General features: G+C 49.9%; 11 protein-coding genes and 1 tRNA gene. 8 read left to right on the plus strand and 4 right to left on the minus strand.

All coding sequences use genetic code 11. The annotated features are described in order from the left end of the window. The first annotated feature begins 288 nt into the window (after positions 1-288). A tRNA-Leu gene (locus tag BGX12_RS01490) sits at positions 289-372 on the plus strand. Positions 373-536: 164 nt separating this feature from the next. On the opposite strand, the gene BGX12_RS01495 is transcribed toward BGX12_RS01490, so the two are convergent. Both BGX12_RS01495 and BGX12_RS01500 read right to left on the minus strand, forming a co-directional pair. After that, on the minus strand, positions 537-2,795 hold the full coding sequence (locus BGX12_RS01495; RefSeq protein ID WP_233246207.1) for a carbohydrate-binding protein: 2,259 nt from the start codon (positions 2,793-2,795) through the stop codon (positions 537-539). A gap of 206 nt (positions 2,796-3,001) precedes the next feature. Next, positions 3,002-3,775 carry a hypothetical protein gene (locus tag BGX12_RS01500; RefSeq protein WP_109734329.1) on the minus strand — a complete coding sequence of 258 codons (774 nt, stop codon included), beginning with the start codon at positions 3,773-3,775 and terminating at the stop codon, positions 3,002-3,004. Positions 3,776-3,893: 118 nt separating this feature from the next. Here BGX12_RS01500 and tgt point away from each other — a divergent pair, with 118 nt between their 5' ends. Continuing rightward, a complete protein-coding gene (tgt, locus tag BGX12_RS01505; RefSeq protein WP_109734330.1) occupies positions 3,894-5,030 on the plus strand; it encodes a tRNA guanosine(34) transglycosylase Tgt in 1,137 nt (378 codons plus the stop codon). Between the two features lie 138 nt (positions 5,031-5,168). After that, positions 5,169-6,629, plus strand: coding sequence for an NAD(P)-dependent oxidoreductase (locus tag BGX12_RS01510; protein ID WP_109734331.1), 1,461 nt, complete (start codon positions 5,169-5,171; stop codon positions 6,627-6,629). A gap of 142 nt (positions 6,630-6,771) precedes the next feature. On the opposite strand, the gene BGX12_RS01515 is transcribed toward BGX12_RS01510, so the two are convergent. Together BGX12_RS01515 and BGX12_RS01520 are read right to left on the minus strand one after the other, a co-directional pair. Next, positions 6,772-9,570, minus strand: a complete 2,799-nt coding sequence (locus BGX12_RS01515; protein ID WP_109734332.1) for a cellulase family glycosylhydrolase — start codon at positions 9,568-9,570, stop codon at positions 6,772-6,774. Positions 9,571-9,845: 275 nt separating this feature from the next. Further along, complete coding sequence (locus tag BGX12_RS01520) at positions 9,846-12,305, minus strand: pectate lyase (RefSeq protein WP_109734333.1); 2,460 nt, start codon at positions 12,303-12,305, stop codon at positions 9,846-9,848. Positions 12,306-12,512: 207 nt separating this feature from the next. Here BGX12_RS01520 and BGX12_RS01525 point away from each other — a divergent pair, with 207 nt between their 5' ends. The 5 genes from BGX12_RS01525 to BGX12_RS01545 all read left to right on the plus strand — a co-directional run bounded on the left by BGX12_RS01525 (position 12,513) and on the right by BGX12_RS01545 (position 19,116). Next, complete coding sequence (locus tag BGX12_RS01525) at positions 12,513-14,285, plus strand: long-chain fatty acid--CoA ligase (RefSeq protein WP_109734334.1); 1,773 nt, start codon at positions 12,513-12,515, stop codon at positions 14,283-14,285. Positions 14,286-14,327: 42 nt separating this feature from the next. After that, on the plus strand, positions 14,328-16,082 hold the full coding sequence (dnaX, locus tag BGX12_RS01530) for a DNA polymerase III subunit gamma/tau (RefSeq protein ID WP_109734335.1): 1,755 nt from the start codon (positions 14,328-14,330) through the stop codon (positions 16,080-16,082). A gap of 39 nt (positions 16,083-16,121) precedes the next feature. After that, positions 16,122-16,430, plus strand: coding sequence for a YbaB/EbfC family nucleoid-associated protein (locus tag BGX12_RS01535; protein ID WP_073230268.1), 309 nt, complete (start codon positions 16,122-16,124; stop codon positions 16,428-16,430). A 189-nt stretch (positions 16,431-16,619) separates the two neighbouring features. Next, entirely contained in the window at positions 16,620-18,050 is a 1,431-nt protein-coding gene (locus BGX12_RS01540; RefSeq protein ID WP_109734336.1) for a TolC family protein, read from the plus strand. 16 nt (positions 18,051-18,066) lie between these two features. After that, positions 18,067-19,116 (plus strand): efflux RND transporter periplasmic adaptor subunit, encoded by a 1,050-nt coding sequence (locus BGX12_RS01545; RefSeq protein ID WP_109734337.1) that lies wholly within the window; start codon positions 18,067-18,069, stop codon positions 19,114-19,116. Positions 19,117-19,121: the final 5 nt, after the last annotated feature.

The following is a 19,121-nucleotide window of genomic DNA, read 5'->3' on the forward strand; positions in this document are numbered from 1 at the left end:
CCTCATTTTGAGACATCTAACCGAGGCACAAGTGTGGCGAAGCGCTTTAGGTGTTGTAAAACCGTACAACACTATGTTGTGTCGGAGTATTCCACTTTGGATATAACAAATCTATCTTATGGATACAAAACCAAACATCCCATACACCAAATAATGACGCTCCTTGGGGGGCGTCATTATTTTTTGCATCATAAGCACTTTTTTTAACTTTTTTCACTTTTTTCGCCAAACACCCTTTACAAGACCAAAGGTTTAATCTATCTTTGTGCTCGTTCCGATAAGGACCAAGCGGTCGTGGTGGAATTGGTAGACACGCTAGCTTGAGGTGCTAGTGGGAGCGATCCCATGACAGTTCAAGTCTGTCCGACCGCAGTAGAAAAGGCTCAGTGAAAACTGAGCCTTTTCTTTTTGTATTCCAAGACGAACTCCGCCTGCTTCAGCAATTGAAGTTTCTCAAAAAAGATAACCTCCCGACGTTTCCATCGGGAGGCACTTTGCTTCATCTCAGGGCTAAGCCCCAAACGTTTGGTTGGAAATTACTTTGCAGAATTCACCATCATCTTCTTGGCACCACCTACCTGCACGAGCATGTACACGCCCTTGGCAAAGCCGGCTTCGTTCAGAGCCTTAACGGTATTCTTGCCGAAGATATCCACCTGACCCAGCTTCTTGCCGCGTAGGTCGAAGACGTTGAATACATTCTTGCCTTCCATCTGAAGATTCATCTTCTGGGCAATCGCATCCGTACCAAGCGGATTCTTGTCAGGAGCATTTTCGCCAGATTCGAAGTTGACGTAGTCAATATCGAACCAGTCTGCAGTTGCGGTAAAGCGAAGAATGTGTTCACCCTTGGTCAGGTTCACGTTGGCGCTCACCTTGGCATAATCGTCAAAGTTCTGCTCTTCACCTTCTTCCTTCTTTGCTGCAGGAACCTTAACGTCCTCGGTGATGTCCTTGCCATCCATAGAAAGCTTGAAGGAGGAACCACCATCAGAAGCGACTGCGGCATACATGGTATAAGTTCCCGTTTCAGCCACATTCACCGTGTATTCCAGCCATTCATCCTTCTGGATGTAGCCCACCACAATGCGGTCACCAGACTTCTTGTAGAGATCTACAGAAGGAGCGTCATCCTTGCGGTAATCGCTATTGCCGTGATTTTCAGAATCGTTATCCTGGAAGGACTTGAGATCGCCACCGCGGCCGACGCCCGGAACGTCAAAATCTTCCATCTGGATTACGCCCGGAATTGCCCACGGGGTATTGGTTGCGTTATAGGCCTTCTGCGGTTCCGGAGGAGTGGTACCGCTACCCTGGAAGCCCCAGGCCTTGATAGCCATGGTAGAGTCCTGTGAACCCTTGAACACCATGAACACATAATCCACAATACCCTTAAGGCCTTCCATATCGCAGGAGGTTTCAGCAAAGGTGCTCTTGGAACCAGTATTCTTGAGAGCGCAAGTACCAGCCAGGGCACCAGTCGGAGAACCGGTATGGATTTCAATCTTGTTGCCATCAGCAATGCTTGCAGCTTCCACAGTGAAACCTGTTGCAGCAGTACCGAAGTCCACGCCAGAAACGCGAATCCAGGATTCCTTGGTAGAAAGAGGAAGCAGGTAAGATTCTGCAACTCTGCCCGGAGCCCAATTGGAACGGCTACGGATACCCTTCTGCTTGGAACTGGTGAGAGCCGGATACCAATCATACGGATCAAAGTTTTCAATCTGATCCGGGCCTTCCTTGGTGAAGGTCAAGGATTTCATGGTACCATCAGCATTGTAGTAAAATTCATCCACGCTGACGCTACGGTGATATGCTGCATTCGGATTAGCCTTGCCATCTTCTGCAGGAATCTTTTCCAAGCCATCATAGCCATTGGCAATACGACGATCATGGTAAGCAACGTACCAGTGGCCCTTGAATTCAGCAATGCCATGATGGTTGTTGTTGTTTGCGTTAATATTCTGGCCATCAATATTCGGGTTACCCATGAAGATACCCTTATAGGTATAGGGACCCATAGGGCTTGTAGCCATACCATAAGCAATACGCAAGTCTGCAGTACTGTAAGACAGGTAATAGTTACCCTTGTACTTGTGGATATAGGAAGCTTCCATAGCCTTGGGGCCACCAATCTTCAGATGGGTCTTAGAGCTTGTATCAAAGCCCTTCATATCCTTGCTCAACTTGTAGATATTGAAAATATCGTTATTGTCGTTGTTTGCAGGACGCTGATCGCTGCTACCGCCACCGAAGGTAAAGTAGCCCTGTCCATCGTCATCAAAGAAGATTGCCGGGTCAAAGCACCAACCGATATTGTCGCAGTTATCAATACCGCCACCCCAGTTGTTGATCAGCTTCTTTCCACCAGAAACCGGGTTGGTCCAGGGACCGGCAATGCTGTCGGCACCAATAAGACCGATACCGCCGCCACCACCATCAGGGAACACGATATAGAGTCGACCATCGTTAGGATTCTTGGCAATACCGGATGCCCAGATATCGCCAATACCATCTACCTTGCGGGCGTCGTAAATGATACCGAAGTCGGTCCAGTTCTGCATATCCCTGGTACGGAAACCATAGAGAGCCTTAATCTGGTAACCATCGGAATTATAGGGAGCCGGGTCATCCGAGTCCGTAATCACATAGAAATAATCATCATCGGCAGCCGCACCCGGGTCAGCCAGATAATGGTAAGTAGAAATAGGATTGTAAGCAAAAGCAGGCGGAGCAATGACACCAAACCCACAAATAGCGGCCAAAGCCAACTTTTTTGCCTTAGAAATCTTCATATGAACTCCTTTTTGCCCAAAAGGCACATTTTCACACTTATAAATTACCCTATAATACAGAAAAGCGAATACTCCAAGTTGGACATCCCGTGGACAAATTGACAATGAAACAGACCTGTTCATCTCGTAAAAAAAGAAGATCCCAAATACGGAATCTTCTTTTCATAGAGAGGAAATATCGCGATTTTACGCAAATTCTAAAGGTTTTAGAATTTATAGGAAATTCCTACTCCAGCCTTGTAATCGGGTTCATAAAAATCATACCCATTCCACTGGGTCTGAATTGCCGCAAATACATCCAAAGAGAAATTAGGCGTAAGATTGATGTACGAGCCCACAGTAGCCATACTAACAAAATGCCCTGTATGAGAGCGTGTATAATTACCATCTTTCCCCGTATATGTCCCTAATTCCATAGCGAAATCAATTCCTACATAAGGCACAAACATTTCGTTTACCAGAAAATCAGCCTCAGCAGCGGCATTTAAATGCCAAGGAGGAGTAACATCGTCATTTCCATATGTTTCAAGAGCAAAACCCAATTCAGATCCGAAATTTATCATCCCAAATTTTTGGGAATATTGGGCACCAAAATGGAACCGAAAAGCCTCATCATAGCCTACAACGGTTTCATTTCCCACAGGGAACGTTACATCCAGAAAACCATTGAAATTGGGCAAAAATTGATATCTGGCCATCACCGTAAGGTCTCCCACCCCATCCGCGAAACTATGAAAATTGCCCTCACTATCAAATTCGTAAGGAAGATACGGAAGATAGAGAGCCAATTCCAGATTATTCACCACCGTATAGCGGACACCAGCAGCAACCAATCCATAACCGCCAACATCGTCTAACCATGTGTTGGAATAAACAATTTTAGCTTCGCCCTTACCTGCTTCCTGAACAGGGAAAAGATCCCAGGAAGCAAAAGATGCGGAAACAGCACAAACAGCGGCCAAAGCAGCTTTTTTAATCATATCCTAACCTCCAAAGTGTTAATTCGTGGACTAGTCGTCCAACCGTTTGCGGAGCGCAATATACAAAACACGAAAATAAAAAACTAGCAACACAGGACTTTTGCTATCTTTGTAAGGTATGAATCGTTTTGAACTGATAAAGACCTCCAAAAAGTCCAAGGCTCGTCTGGGCGTCCTCCATACGGACCATGGGGATATCCACACCCCCATCTTTATGCCCGTTGGCACTGAAGCTACCGTCAAGGCAGTGACTCCCGCCCAGTTGAAGGATTTGAAGGCCGAAATTATCCTGGCTAACACCTATCATCTGTATCTGCGTCCGACCACTCCGAAAATCGCCGCAGCCGGTGGTATTCACAAATTTATGAGCTGGGATCGTCCCGTTTTGACTGATAGCGGTGGATTTCAGGTCTGGAGTCTGAAGGATTTACGCAAGATTAAGCCCGAAGGCGTTGAATTTCGTAGCATCCTCGACGGTTCCAAGCACTTTTTCAGTCCGGAAACCGTGATGAAAGCCCAGCGAGAAATCGGCGCCGACATCATTATGGCTTTTGATGAATGTACGCCCTACCCCAGCACGGAAAAGGAAGCGGAACACAGCCTGAATTTTACCCTGAAATGGACGAAAGAAGCCATGGACTGGTTGAAGGCCAATCCGGAAATCCACGGTTACGAGCAGAAGTTCTTCGGAATCGTCCAGGGAGGCATGCATAAACACCTGAGAAAGCAGGCTATTGAGCGCATTGCCGAGCTGGAACCGGATGGATTTGCCATGGGAGGCCTTTCCGTCGGCGAACCCACTGAAACCATGTACGAGATTGCGGACTTCTGCACGGACTACCTCCCCAAGGACCACGCCCGCTATGTGATGGGCGTAGGTACCCCCTGGAACCTGTTGGAACTGATCGGCAGGGGCGTGGACATGTGCGACTGCGTGATGCCCACCCGCAACGCACGTAACGGCATGCTGTTCACCAGCGAAGGCGTTCTGCGTTACAAGGCTGCACGCCATGCGGAAGAATACGACAAGCCGGTAGATCCGAACTGTGATTGCTACTGCTGTAGAAATTTCAGCCGAGCCTACCTGCGCCACCTGCACCACGCCGGAGAAAGTCTGGGATTCACCTTGGCAAGTATCCACAACCTGCATTTCTACCTGCACTTGATGCAGGAAGCTAAGGATCATATCGCAGCCGATGACTTCGAGGAATGGTCCAAGGCGAAGATTGAAATTCTGCAACGTGACTTACAATAGAATCACAAGCTTATTTAGCCAGTTTTTCTAGAACAACTTAAAGGAACCACTATTTAAAGTGGTTCCTTTTTTTCTATATTGCCCCGCGAAAAACTAATCATTCACCGGCAAATTTTTGCCGACGGACACTGGTAAACTATGCAAGACAATACCGCAGCAGATCAGGCAGCAAAGGCCGAACTGGAACGCATCGCAGCCCTCCCCACCCTGGGTTTGAAGGACAAGATGAGCATTGAACCTCAGCGTGGCGCAGAACTCCCCCATCGTGAATATCGCACCACCATGGACGAAAGTACCGGCACCCTGACTCTCGCTCAGGCCCGCGTGGAAGCATCCCGTTGCATGAACTGCAAGAAGCCGTTCTGCACCGCAGCTTGCCCCATCAGCATGCCTATCCCCCAGTATCTTGAACTGCTGGCCGGCGGCAACGTGGAAGGCGCCGTGAAGATGATCCGTCAGACTTCCCTGCTCCCCGCGATCTGCAGCCGCGTCTGCCCCCACGAAAAGCAGTGCCAGTCCAACTGCGCCATGGGCAAGTGCCTGAAGGACCCGAAGAAGGGCATCCATATGGGCGAAACCGAACGTTTCTGCATCGACTACGAACGCGAACACATGGGCGGTAAGCCGGTTCCCGAAATCGCAGCATCTACCGGCAAGAAGATTGCAGTCGTCGGTTCCGGTCCTTCCGGTTTTGCTGCAGCAGTTGATCTCCGCACCCTGGGTCACGACGTTACCATTTTCGAAGCATACGACCTGCTGGGTGGCGTGCTCCGTTACGGCATTCCTCAGTTCCGTCTCCCCAAGGACATCGTGGATTACGAATACTCCATCCTTCCCAAGATGGGCATCGAAATCAAGACCGGCGTAACCGTCGGTAAGGACGTCACCATCGAAGAACTGTTCAAGCAGGGCTTTGACGCAGTATTCATGGGCAACGGCGCAGGCCAGGCCCTGAAGACCGGCACCAAGGGCGAAGACCTGAAGTGCGTGTACACCGCAGAAGAATACCTGAAGAAGGGCAACCGTGGTATCGCCATCGAATCCGGCAAGAACGTTGTAGTCGTGGGCGGCGGTAACGTCGCCATGGATGCATGCCGAATGGCATTCCGCCTGGGTGCAGAAAGCGTTCACTGCATCTACCGTCGTACGATTAACGAAATGCCCGCCTGCAAGGCAGAACTTCGCGAAATTCTGAACGAAGGCGTTCTTATCAAGGAACTGCGCAACCCCGCTGAATTCATCGCCGATGAAAACGGCCGCGTCTGCAAGGCTATCCTCGACAAGTTCCAGCTGGGTGAACCGGATGAAAAGGGTCGCCCCCGTCCGGTCAAGATCGAAGGTGAATCCGAAGAAATCAGCTGCGACACCGTGATTCTCGCTATCGGCAGCCGCGTCTCTGACGAAATCAAGGACACCACCGCAGGTCTGGAAACCAACCGCAACGGCACCTACATCGTCAAGGCAGAAGATTCCTTCGAAACCACCGTCAAGAACGTTTACACCGCAGGCGACGCTAAGCACGGCCCTCTTACCGTAGTTATGGCTATGAAGACCGGCCGCGATGCAGCTGTTGAAATCCACAAGGCACTGATGGGCTAAACCCCTTTAGAGAACAAGAAAAGCCCCGAGGCAACCGCCTCGGGGCTTTTTCATTTTCATTCTGTAACCGGCAACAAGATTAAAAAAAATACCCCACGAGTCTAACTCGCAGGGTATTCTTCAAATCTATTTGCGCAGTGGATTACTTGATAGCAATACGTGCGGACTTCATGTCGCTACCGTTCTGGACGCGAACCACATAGTTACCGCGAGTCAGGCCTTCAAGAGAAACCTGATGGTTACCGGCAGTCATGTTATCGCGAGAAGACATAACCATGTTGCCCATCATGTCGAACACAGAAACCTTCACCATGCCGCTGCGAGCAACAGACACATTCAGGTTCATGCCCACAACAGACATCTTGATACCAGACTGAGCAATACGAGCCGGCTTAATAGCTGTATTATTGGGATCGTAGACCATGCAGGTCAGGTCATCCACATAAAGGGAGGGAATTTCCGGCTGGTCGTCAAAGCCCTTGTAACCGATTACTTCCCAAGCGAACTTCTTGATGTTGGCCTGGTTCAGAACCTTCGGGTCCTTGGTCCAGACGGGCTGTTCCAGCTTTTCCCAAGGAACGATTACCTGAGTCCAGTCTGCGGCGTCGGTAAGCTTATATTCGTGGTAAGCATAGTCTACAACCTGACCATCCTGAACCTTGAACTTATGAGCTGCACCCTTATAGCGATAAGCAATAGCTTCGCAGATATGCAGGTCAAAGCCCTTAGAGGTATCGGCCACCAGGTTCAAGCCAAGAGCGACGAACGGAGCTTCCTCGTATTCAGCCTGGTTCCATACAATGCCGGTGAGACCCACGAAGCCAGCAGTACCATTGGTCGGATCAGTTGCACCCGGGAAAGTCACAACATAACCCGGAAGATTTGGATCGTAAGTATTGGTAATGGAAGACTGACCACCCGGTTCCTTATCGGTATATGCGTACCAGGTACCAGTGGAATTAGCAACTTCGTTGACATCTTCAACATCATCCAGGACAACAAGAACAGTATTGGGAGTCTTGTTCACGGAAGAAGAAGAAGCCGGAATTACTGCTGCGTTAGAAGAGCTAGAGTTGCCACCAATCACTACAGTAGAAGAACTGGACTTGCCACCAATTACAGCATTAGAAGAGCTAGACTTGTCACCCACGACAGTGCCGCTAGAAGAAGCCGGAGTAGAGCCAGCATTTACAATAGCCTTGATGGAAACACCGTTACAGCGGACATCATCCACATAGAGGTAAGGATGTGTAGTCTTCTGCTTGCTATCAGGAACATCCAGAGCGCCCTTGACCTGCCAACCGAAGGCAGTCACACCACCCATGCCCTTGTCCAAGCTGAAGTGAGTAGCAACATCGCCCCAGTCTTCCTGAATGAACTGATCCCAGGAAAGTTCAACTTCCTTCCAGTCGTCGGAGCCATCCTTAGTCACATAGTGGAAGTTCCAGTTGGTCACCTTGGAGGTTTCCACACGGAAGTTGTGGCTAGCACCCTTGAACTTATAGCTAATGTTCTTACAGGCGCTCAGGTCATAGGACTTCTTAGGATCATTGTTCAGATTCAGACCAATAGTCACATAAGGAGCATACTTGTATTGACCCTGGGAAAGCTTGATATCGGTAATACCGGCAACATACTTGGAGGTATTCTTGTCACCACCAGGTGCGGGCATCAGCACGTCATAAACTTCCTTGCCCTTGCCATCGGTCCACTTCTTGTTGGAAATGGAGGTGTTGCCCTTTCCGTCAGTATCATCGTCGGAATCAGCAAAAGCAGACCACCAACCACCAGTATAGGAGAAGCGGTCACCATCTTCCAAGTCATCAATAAGATCTGTAGAAGCGCCATTTGCAACACCGGTGGAGAAACCTGCATTGCCGCTACTGCCGTTACCATTCTGGAGGCCGCAGTCCTTATAGTTCTTGCCGTTCATCCAACCCTTAACCATGTTACCAGATTCGGAATAAGTCAAGCCGTTATCGATAGCAAGATTGGTGAATGCTGCGGAGCCTTCCTTAATAGCAGATGCAGACCAGTTAGCCCAGGAAACCTTGTTGGTGTTCATCCAGCTGATCCAAGCCTCACTTGCAGACCGGTTCGCACCGCCGTTACCATCAGCGGAAACAGTACCCCATTCAGAGGCAAAAACAGGCACGCCATTGTTCATAGCGGCTTCAGCCTTAGAGTTGTAGCCACCATTGCCTACGCCATGAGTTGCAGCATAGAAATGGAGAGTACATGCATAGTTATTCTTGGAGTCCTGAATGCCAGACTTAGAGCATTCATCCGGTGCGCTGGACCAGCCAGGGCTACCCACCAGCACCAGGTTATCGGAATACTGTCGGATTACCGGGATGATAGCATTAGCATGAGAAGCAACGGTAGACATGGAAGCACCATTAGGTTCATTCCACACTTCGAAAATCACGTTGTTGTAGGAACCATATTCCTTAGCAGCATATTCGAAGAATTCCTTAGCTTCGGAAGTGTTACCATTGGCACTTTCGATGTGCCAGTCGATAATGACATAAATATCGTTTTCAACAGCGGCGTTCACCACATTCTTCAGCATACCCAGCTGAAGGGTCTTACCTTCAGCACTGCTCAAGTAGCCACGGCCCTTGTCATCAAACTTTTCCTTGGTCACACCCATGGCGAAACGAATCACTTCGATGTTCATTTCGGAAACCATGCGGTTCACGGCTTTTTCGGTATAGAAGGTGGTTGCACTATCTGCAGCGGAGCTCCAGAAAAGGCTCATGCCCTTCACCTGCACAGGAGTGCTCGCATAGGACGGGCAGGAACCAACCAGCTGGCCCTTGTTATTGATCTTGGCAGCCTTCAGTTCACCATAGGTACTGACAGGGCCAACACGGCTTGCGCTTACTGCCATTGCAGATGTTGCTGCGGCGAGAAGAGCGGCGGCGACGACTTTCTTCATTTACATCCTCATTAATTGGTGTTTATCCAATCCCAATTTTCCAAAAACCCAAAATACCGATATAAAAGATAGAATTGCATTATAATGATGGATGTAATTATTTAGAAAGATTAAAAATTCAGCCTAAAAACGTAACTTCACTAACGAAAATTTACAGAGTGGGAACAATCATCCCGAATTAAAAACACAATAGAAAATGGCTCCGGAAAAACCGGAGCCATCTCTCTATGAAGGCGCCCACACATCCCTAAGGACGCCCACACATCCCAAAACTTTTATTTCTTGAGAATTTTCTGCTGGAATACCCTTCCATCAGCAATCCCGCGAACCAGGTAGACTCCAGGACGCAGGGAGGAAAGATCCACAATGTTACCCGCGCCAAGCCCATACACGGAGGCCACAGCCTTGCGGCCATCCATGCGGACTATATCCAGACGACGAACATCATCGGCAAACACTTCCAGGCGACATTCGCCAGCATTGTAGAACAGCGGATTGGCGTTGGCAACCACAGTTCCCACGAAGGCTAACGTACCTTCCCCACCTTCCGATTCAGAAGAAGACTTTTCCAGAGTAATAACAATCAGGTAGAGGTTAGCTACATCCCCCTTGGTAATGGTATGGGCGCCCTTAGCCAGTTCCACTTCAACAATACCGTTGCTTGCAGCGACCTTTTCGCCGTCGATTTTTACGTTCTTAGCGAAATCGGAATTGAAGACCAAGGTCATCTTGCCGGCGGATTCCAGAGTGAACTCAATGCTGGTAGCAGATTCCATCTTGAGGCAGCGGGTAAGAGTTTCACCGGCGTATTCTACGGCGCCCTTGCTAGTGGATAGTGTTCCCATGAATTCAAACACTTCGCTGGAGGTTGCGTCTTCGGTGAAGTTGTGAACGATATCGCCCTTGATGGAGCCGATAGAACCTTCGGAGTCGCCAACGGAACTGGAGCTTGCAGGATTGACGCTGGAGGAACTATTCACGGAGCTGCTGGAGCTTGCAGGATTGACGGAACTAGAGCTAGCCGGAATCTGGCTAGAGGAGCTCGCCGGCACCACGGAGCTGCTGGAGGTTACGGGAGTTTCAATGGGAGCCATGCTGCCTTCGCCCTGGACAGCCTTCAGGGAAGTCTTGTAGGCGACGAGAGCGTTCTTCAGCGGCTGATTAACTTCATAGAGTTCATCGTCGGCAGCGGTAAAGGTCCACTTGAAATCGCCACCCTGGACACGGCCCGCATACTTGGTGACGTTAGCCTTGGCATCGGCCGGAGCGTCCGCCGTATACTTGTACATGGAGCTTGCCAAGTCGAAGTTGTTGTACTTGTTTCCGCCTACAAAAGAAGTGACGGTCGAAGGCATTTCCTGAGTGCGGCTGGTAATGACGTAGGCGTCAAAATCCTGCTTGGAATCGATGGATCCGATGGCAGTTTCAGCCCCCTTCAGGGTGTACTTGCTAGCACCGTACGGAATAAAGGTACCACCTTCGATGTAGTTGTTGAAAGCCTTGATGGATCCGCCGGCTTCCTTGCTGAAGGTGGCGTAGTTGGTCGGATCGCGCTTTTCAGTACCGGCATAGACGTCGGAACCCTGCATGGAAGTCATCATGGGATACTTGCAGTTACGGAAGTAGTTTGCTTCAGCAAAGACAGAGGAACCCAAGGTGGAACCGATACCGTACTTGGCATTGCCATCGTAGTAGTTGTTGTAAACGTGGGCGCTGTAGAAGCGTACGCGAGGATGACGGCTATCGGAATGGTCGTACCAGTTGTGGTGATAAGTAATGTAGAGGCCTTCGGTGGTGCCTTCGGAAAGGCCCAGCAAATTGGACTTGCCGTTATCCCAGAAATGGTTATAGCTGAAGGTGATGTAGGTGGACTTCTTGCAGTCCAGGGCGCCATCACCCTTCACCTGGTCCTTGTCGGAACCGGTATCGCCGTAGAAGAAGTCATTGTTGTGAACCCAGACATACTGGTTGTTCTGCTGGAGGCCGATGTTGTCGCCCTCGGAGCTGTTCACGTTCATGATACCCATGTTGCGGACTTCAACGTTCTGGGCGCTCTTGAGGCGGATGCCCCAGCCGTTTGCGGTAGCGTCGTTACCCACCCCTTCCACAGTGACGTAGGAGTTTTCGGAGCTACCGGTTTCAATCACCATGTCCCCTGCGACGAGGGAGTCGGAGTCCGTCACAGTACCGATGAAGCGGAAGTCCACCGGACGGGTTTCGTAACCCTTCTTCATGCAGTTGAGAATACCCTGGAAGCTCTTGCAAGTAGACTTCGTTCCCTTGGAACTCATGGTCACATCCATGGTCACGTCATTCTTGGTCTTTTCCGTAACGTAGATGATTACGGCACCGCTCTTAAGAGTACCGTCGGCATTGTAGGCCCCGGGAACGCGACCATCGCTGAAACCGAAACCCGCACGGTCATGAGCCTTCACGGTTACGGTCTTTTCTGCGGAAGCGTCTCCATTGTCGGACTTCACCTGAAGGGTATGGGAGCCCGCCTTGAGGCCAAGGACATCGGCACGCATGTAGGAACCGTAGTTACGGATTAGCTGGTTATCGATCGCCTTACCGTCGGCAAGGACGGTATAGCTGGAGGCGCCACTGACGGGAGCCCATTCCACGAAAGCGGATTCCAGCCAGCCTTCGGCGGAATTCACGGTAATTGCAGCAGAGGCTGCGGAAGCGATGCCGAAAACCGCGGCAGCAGAAAGAGAAAGAGTCTTGAATTTCATACACACATCCCATTGTTTTTGTTTTGTTCTCAAAATATAATCAAAGAAATTCAGAAAAGCAACAAAAATTTTATAAAATTTCAACGTTTTAAGGAATTTTCGTTCTCATTTTTATCAAAAATCCGTTTTTTAACTATTTTTCAGCCGATTCCACCCATTTAAAGGTATCTTATTAGTACCACAGGCCCCAAAACAAGCGAGTCTAAAATGGAACCCCTTCAGTTTTTCTCCCTAGCCCAGATGTTTTTCGCAAACTGCGAAAGAGAGGACTTCGGCGGTTGGTACCACCGAAAGGGGGCCCGTTGGGTCCATTTTTCCAGACAAGACCTGAGAATCAAGACTCTACAGCTGGCGCTTGCGTTCCGAGATATAGGTATCCGCCCAGGACAGAGCGTCGGCATCGTAGCAAACAGCTGCCCCCAGTGGTTAATGGTGGACGTAGCGGCACAGCTGAATCACGCAATCACTGTCCCCCTGTTCCCAAACATCTCTACCGAAAATTTCAATTTTCAATGCGACGATTCAGACATCCAGATTCTGGTCGTAAGCGACTTAGAAGAGCTGGATCCGGGCATCCAGAATTGCCTGAACCGATTCAAGGCAGTCATCAGCATTGATTCAAATTCCAAGCTAGCCCCTAACGGCATTTATCTCGACGAACTGTTCAAGGACGGCGTAGAACAGGCCAAGCTTCCGGAATCCTCACACTGGCTAGAAGAACAGTTGCTAAACATCCACCCCGACAACACGTTCTCCATTATCTACACCAGCGGATCCACCGGCAAGCCCAAAGGAGCGGAACTAACCCACAGGAACATCCTGTGCCAAGTCCGCATTTTGCGCAAAGACTACATCGCCCTCCACAAGAAGACCGACGTCTGTCTTGTAGTCCTTCCTGTCGCCCACGTTTTCGAAAGAATGGCAACTTACTTTTACATCTATAGCGGCACAACCGTCTATTTTGCAGACAACCCCAAAAACGCTCCAGCCCTGATTAAGGAAGTACGTCCAACATTCATGACCGTAGTTCCCCGCATCCTGGAACGTATTTACGAAAGCATGACTGCTGCAGGCGAACACAGCACAGGCTTCAAGAAATTCCTTATCAATCAAGCCATACGTACCGCAAAGACAGAAGATCCGGAAAAGAAGCCCAGCATCAGAAAGCGCATTTTCAACAAGTTGGTCTACAGTAAGATGCGAGACGCCATCGGTGGACGCTTCCGCATTATCGTCTCTGGTGGCGGAGCCCTGAACAAGTCCATTTGCAAGTTCCTTTTGAACGTCGGCATTACCGTATGCGAGGGATACGGACTGACGGAATGCTCCCCCGTCGTCAGCGCCAACAAGCCCGGTAAGGTACGCCCCGGCAGCGTAGGCATTCCCCTGCCCTTCCTTGACGTCAAAATAGGCGAAAACAACGAAGTTCTCGTCAAGGGCGACAGTGTATTTAAGGGCTACCATAACAGGCCCGACCTGAATCCGGAAATTTTTACCGACGACGGTTATTTCCGCACGGGAGACCAGGGCTCTTTCGACACCGATGGATACCTTTTCCTGACAGGTCGTATCAAGGAACTTCTGAAAACCAGCACAGGCAAGTACGTGAGCCCCGTACCCATCGAACTGGAAATCAGCAGGCATCCCGTAATCGAACAGGCCTTAGTCATCGCCAACGACCGCAAGTTCGCTTCCGCCCTCATTTTCCTCAATCCGGTCAACTGCAGACGACTTCTGAACGAACATTCCAAGGACTTCGACATCAAGCTAGCCCTGGAATCAAACAGACTCCAGACGGCCATCAGCCGCCATATAGAGCGCGTCAATAAAAAGCTAAACCACTGGGAACAGATCCGCAAATGGACCCTTTTGACAGACGAGCTGACCGTTGAATCCGGTCTACTGACACCCACCCTCAAAATCCGCAGAAAAGCGACCGAAGAGAAATACGCAAACCAGATTGAGGGCATGTACAAGTAGACCCTCAAAACTTTTCTTTTTCGTTTTACTATACTTTAGGCCATGGCATACGTAGCAATGGCCCGAAAGTGGCGCCCTCAGTCTTTTTCCGACATGGTCGGACAGGAACACATCGCAAAAACCCTCCAGAACGCAATTGAAGGAGGTCGCCTCCATCATGCATTCCTGTTTACGGGAACCCGCGGTGTAGGTAAGACTACCAGTGCCCGTATCCTCGCAAGAACACTGAACTGCACCGGAGGCGATCCGCTGCACCCCTGCGGCGAATGCGAAAGTTGCAAGAGCATCCTTTCCGGAAGCTCCATGGACGTTTTCGAAATAGACGCTGCTTCCAACACCGGCGTAGACAACATCCGCGAAGTGATTGAAAAGGTTCAGTATCCTCCCGTTCTTGGCAAATACAAAATTTTCATCATTGACGAAGTCCACATGTTGTCTACCGCAGCCTTCAATGCACTGCTGAAGACCCTGGAAGAACCTCCTGAACATGTAATTTTCATCTTCGCCACAACCGAAGTCAACAAGGTGCTCCCCACCATCCTCAGCCGCGTGCAGAGGTTCGACTTCAAGCGTCTGTCCGTAGAACAGGTTCGTAGCCGTCTACGTTACATCTGCGAACAGGAAGGCATCACCGCCACCGACGAAACATTGGACATCTTCGCAGAAAAAGCCGATGGTTCCATGCGAGACGGCCTGACCTTCTTCGACCAGGCATTCGCCTTTACCGGCAACAACATGGACCCGGATTCCGTACGTAACGTGCTCGGAATTCCCCCGGTCGAACTGTTCTTTACGCTAATCAACGCCATTGAAAGCCACGATCTGAAGACCTGTTTCAAGATGGTGGACGAAGCCTGCAAACGCGGTATCGAGTTCATGCCCTTACTGGACGGCTTCGGTAAGTTCCTGCGCAACTTGCTTTACACCCGTCTGGACGCGTTCACTGCAGATGCTCTGAACCTGACGGACGAGCTTTATTCCAAGTACAAGAGCGCAACTCCTAGTCTCAAGAACGGCGACATTCTGCGAATTTCCAAGATGCTTACCGACCTGCAGGGTTCTTTGCGTTACAGCACCAACCCAAGACTTATGGTGGAAACCACATTCGCTAGAATGGCATGGCTGGACCACTTGGCAGACTTAAGACGAGCTCTGGCAGCCATTAACGACCCCTCCAAAGCCTCAGGTTCCGCCGACCACGAGGCGTTAAAAAAAAAAGTAGCGGAAGTTAGTCAAATGCTGGACGCTTCCGAGGGAGCAGCAAGCGTCCCACAAGAAGCAAATCCCTTTGACGCCATCCAGAATGTTTTCTCCGGAAGTGGAGCCACTTATTCCCGATACGACATCGTATCCGCCTGGGGCTCCATCCGCGCCCGTATTGCTGACGAGGACATCATGTTCTCCGCCACATTAAACGACACACTTCTTGAGGTCGGGAACCTTCAGGAAACGCCGTTTCCCATCTCCCTCACCTACATCGGCGATAACATACAGGATTCCTGGAATTACAAGCAGATGGTGGAAAATCCGGACTACCTGGACCGAGTCAAGCAAATCCTCGAAGACAAACTCCAGACTCCTGTGGCGATTTCTGTCAAGACCCGTACTTACAACGACGAAGAAAGACAGCAAAGGTATCAAGCCACCCTTTCCCCGTTGGAACTGGACCTGCAAAAAGAGCCTGGTTTCCAGAAATTCATGCAGACTTTCAATTGCGAGCTGATTTTTTCCATCAAACCCAAGAAGAAAGTGGAACAGATCCAGGAATCCGAAACGGATTCGGAAATTTCAGACTAGTTTTTTCTACATTACGTTTAAAAAAAAGAGGTTATCACTATGGATATGAGCAAAATGCTGAAAGATCTTCAGAAAATGCAGAGCAAGATGATGAAAGCTCAGAGCGATCTGAAGGCACAGAGTTTCGAAGCTGAAGCCGGCGGCGGCATGGTCAAGGTCGCCATGAACGGTAAGGGCGTGGTCACCATGATCAAGATTAACCCGGACGCAGTGGACAAGGACGACGTGGAAGCTCTGGAAGACCTGATTATGGCCGCCATCAACTCCGCGGTGAAGAAGAAGGACGAAGCAACCCAGTCCAGCATTTCCGACATCACTGGCGGCATGAAAATTCCCGGTCTGATGTAATCAAATTCTTCATTTTTTTGAAAAAAACGGCCATTCCAGGTCTGTTTAAATTTTTGAGGACGCCCCATGGGGCGTCTTTTTTTCATTTCATCCAACAAAAATGAGGGTTCGTCCAATAACCCATCAAAAACCCTTTTAGGAATATGCCATTTTTTCTAAATTTGGGCCGTAAAATTAATTAGGAGTATTATGTTCAGGCAAAAAGCCCTTTCGGCCGTATTGGCCGCAACATTGGCCCTCGGAATGGCCACCCAGACGTTTGCGGGTCAGACATACACCCGTGAAGAGGCCATTAAGGTGGCTCTCGAAAATTCTTCCGACGTCAAATCCGCAGAGGAAGCCTTAACCAAGACCAACGCCCAGGTGGACGAAGGTTACGGCAATGCATACCCCAGCATCGACTTGAGTGCAACTGTCACCCGTATTTTCGGACTCAAGGACGTGAAAAAGTCCTCCGACTTGACCAAAGCAGCCCAGCAAATGGCTATGGGCCAGGACGCAGACGGTCACCCCATGGCAAACGCCTACGACCAGCAGGTGATTGGTCCCGCCCTGGATGGTTTGATTTACGGTATGAAGTCTCAGGGTTATCGCTGGCAGTCTAGCATCGGCCTTACCGCAACACAGGTTCTCTATGCCGGTGGTAAGGTGGGTACAGGTATCGAAATTGCAAAGACCGCCAAGCTCACCAGCGAAATTGCCTTGGAAAACACCAAGAACAAGGTTCGTTACGATGTGGAAGAAGCTTTTGACAACGTAATCATCCTCGACAGTTCCGTTGTCATTACCGAAGAAAGCATCGCTCTTCTCCAGACAGCAGTTGATCTTGCTACCCAATCCTTCCAAAGCGGGTTGGGCAAGGAACTGGATGTGGTCCGCGCCCAGCTGGAACTGGACAACCTGAAGTCCACCCTGGAAGACCTGAAAAAGAAGCAGGTTCTTGCACGTAACGCCATTCTGAATACCATGGGCCTGCCTTTTGACGCAGAAGTCAAGTTTATTGGTGATTTCCGCAATCCGGAAAACGCAACCATGCCGGATACCGCCATGGCAAACGTCCTGAAGCGCCGTAAGGAAATTGCCCAGTTGAAGGCTGCCGAAGAAATCAATTCCAAATTGGTAGAAATCGAAGAAGGCGACTACAAGCCCACTGTGGCTCTGGTCGCAGGTCTCAAGTACTCTAACAACAAGAACGAATTTTTAGACTGGGATGCACCGGACTGGGACGAAAACATCAATAAGTACATCGCCCTCAGCGTCACCATGAACCTCTTCAACGGAAACAAGACCAAGTCTGGCGTAGCACAGGCCAAGTCTGACCTCCGCACTATCCAGCTGAAGCGTGAAACCGCAGAACGCGGATTCCGCCTGCAGATCGAATCCTGCGTAAGCGCCCTGGAAAACGCAACCCAGCAGATTGAAATGAAGAAGCGTTCCCTGGAACTTTCCCAGAAGAACTACGATCTGACCGAAGCTGCATACAAGGTAGGGCGTGAAACCCAGATCAACTACCTGACCGCAAACAACAGCCTCCGTCAGGCAAAGCTGGCCTACACACAAGCAATTAAGGAATGGAATACTGCATACAACGCACTGCTCCAGGCCACCGGTGAATATTAAGAGAAAGAGGAAGAAAATGAATAAGAACGTAACAAAACTCCTTACCATTGCAACAGCAGCACTCCTTCTCGCTGGTTGCGACCTTAAGAAGGACGAAAAAGCTCAGGAAGAAAAGAGCGTAACCACCATCGAAGAAATCCAGAAGCAGAACGGCAAGCCCGCTCGCGTCATTAAGGCGGCCCAGACAAAGCTTACCGATGTTCGAAAGTTCAGCGGCACTATCGAAGGCATGCAGCAGACTTACGCCATTTCCAAGATGAACGATCCTCTCGCAAAGATTAATGTACGAGTAGGAAGCTCCGTCAAGAAGGACCAGGTTCTTGCTGAATACGTTCGTTCTGCAGATAACACCCAGCTGGAACAGACTCAGGAACAGATTGCACTTCTGGAAAAAGCAACCGAGCGTATGCGCGAAGTTTATCAGAAGGGAGGCATCAGCCAGCAGGACATGGATTCCCAGGAACTGCAGCTGAAGATTGCCAAGATGAACCTGGAAACTCTGGAACGTGCAAATAAGATTCTGGCACCTTCTTCCGGTGTTGTCACCGAAATGAAGTTCCAAGTGGGTCAGGTTCCGGGCCAGGGTCCGTTCTGCACCATCGCAAAGCTGGATCAGGTCATCCTGAAGCTGAACATTACCAGCCAGGACATCGGCCTTTTCAAGAAAGGCGCCCAGGCAACCGTATCTGTCAATGGAGAAAAGCTGAAGGGTAAGGTTACCACAATTCCTCTGGCAGCAAATCCCCAGACTCGTTTCTTCCCGGTCGAAGTTACCTTCAACAACAAGGGAAAGAAGCTTCTTCCCGGCATGTACATTACCGCAGACATGGACATGCAGCAGGTCAGTGGCGTAGTCGTCCCGGTTGAAGCAATCGTTTACCGCAATGGCCTTAACACCGTTTGGACCGTGGATGCAGAAGGCAATGCCAAACGTAAAATCGTCCAGGTGGGCGTCCAGAGCAACGGCGAAATCATGATTACGGAAGGCATCCAGGATGGCGAAACAGTCATTGTGGAAGGCCAGTCCAAGATGAACGACGGCGACAAGGTTCTCATCGTAGAATAATCCGG

It is taken from the genome of Fibrobacter sp. UWR4 (assembly GCF_003149045.1).
Classification (GTDB): Bacteria; Fibrobacterota; Fibrobacteria; order Fibrobacterales; family Fibrobacteraceae; genus Fibrobacter.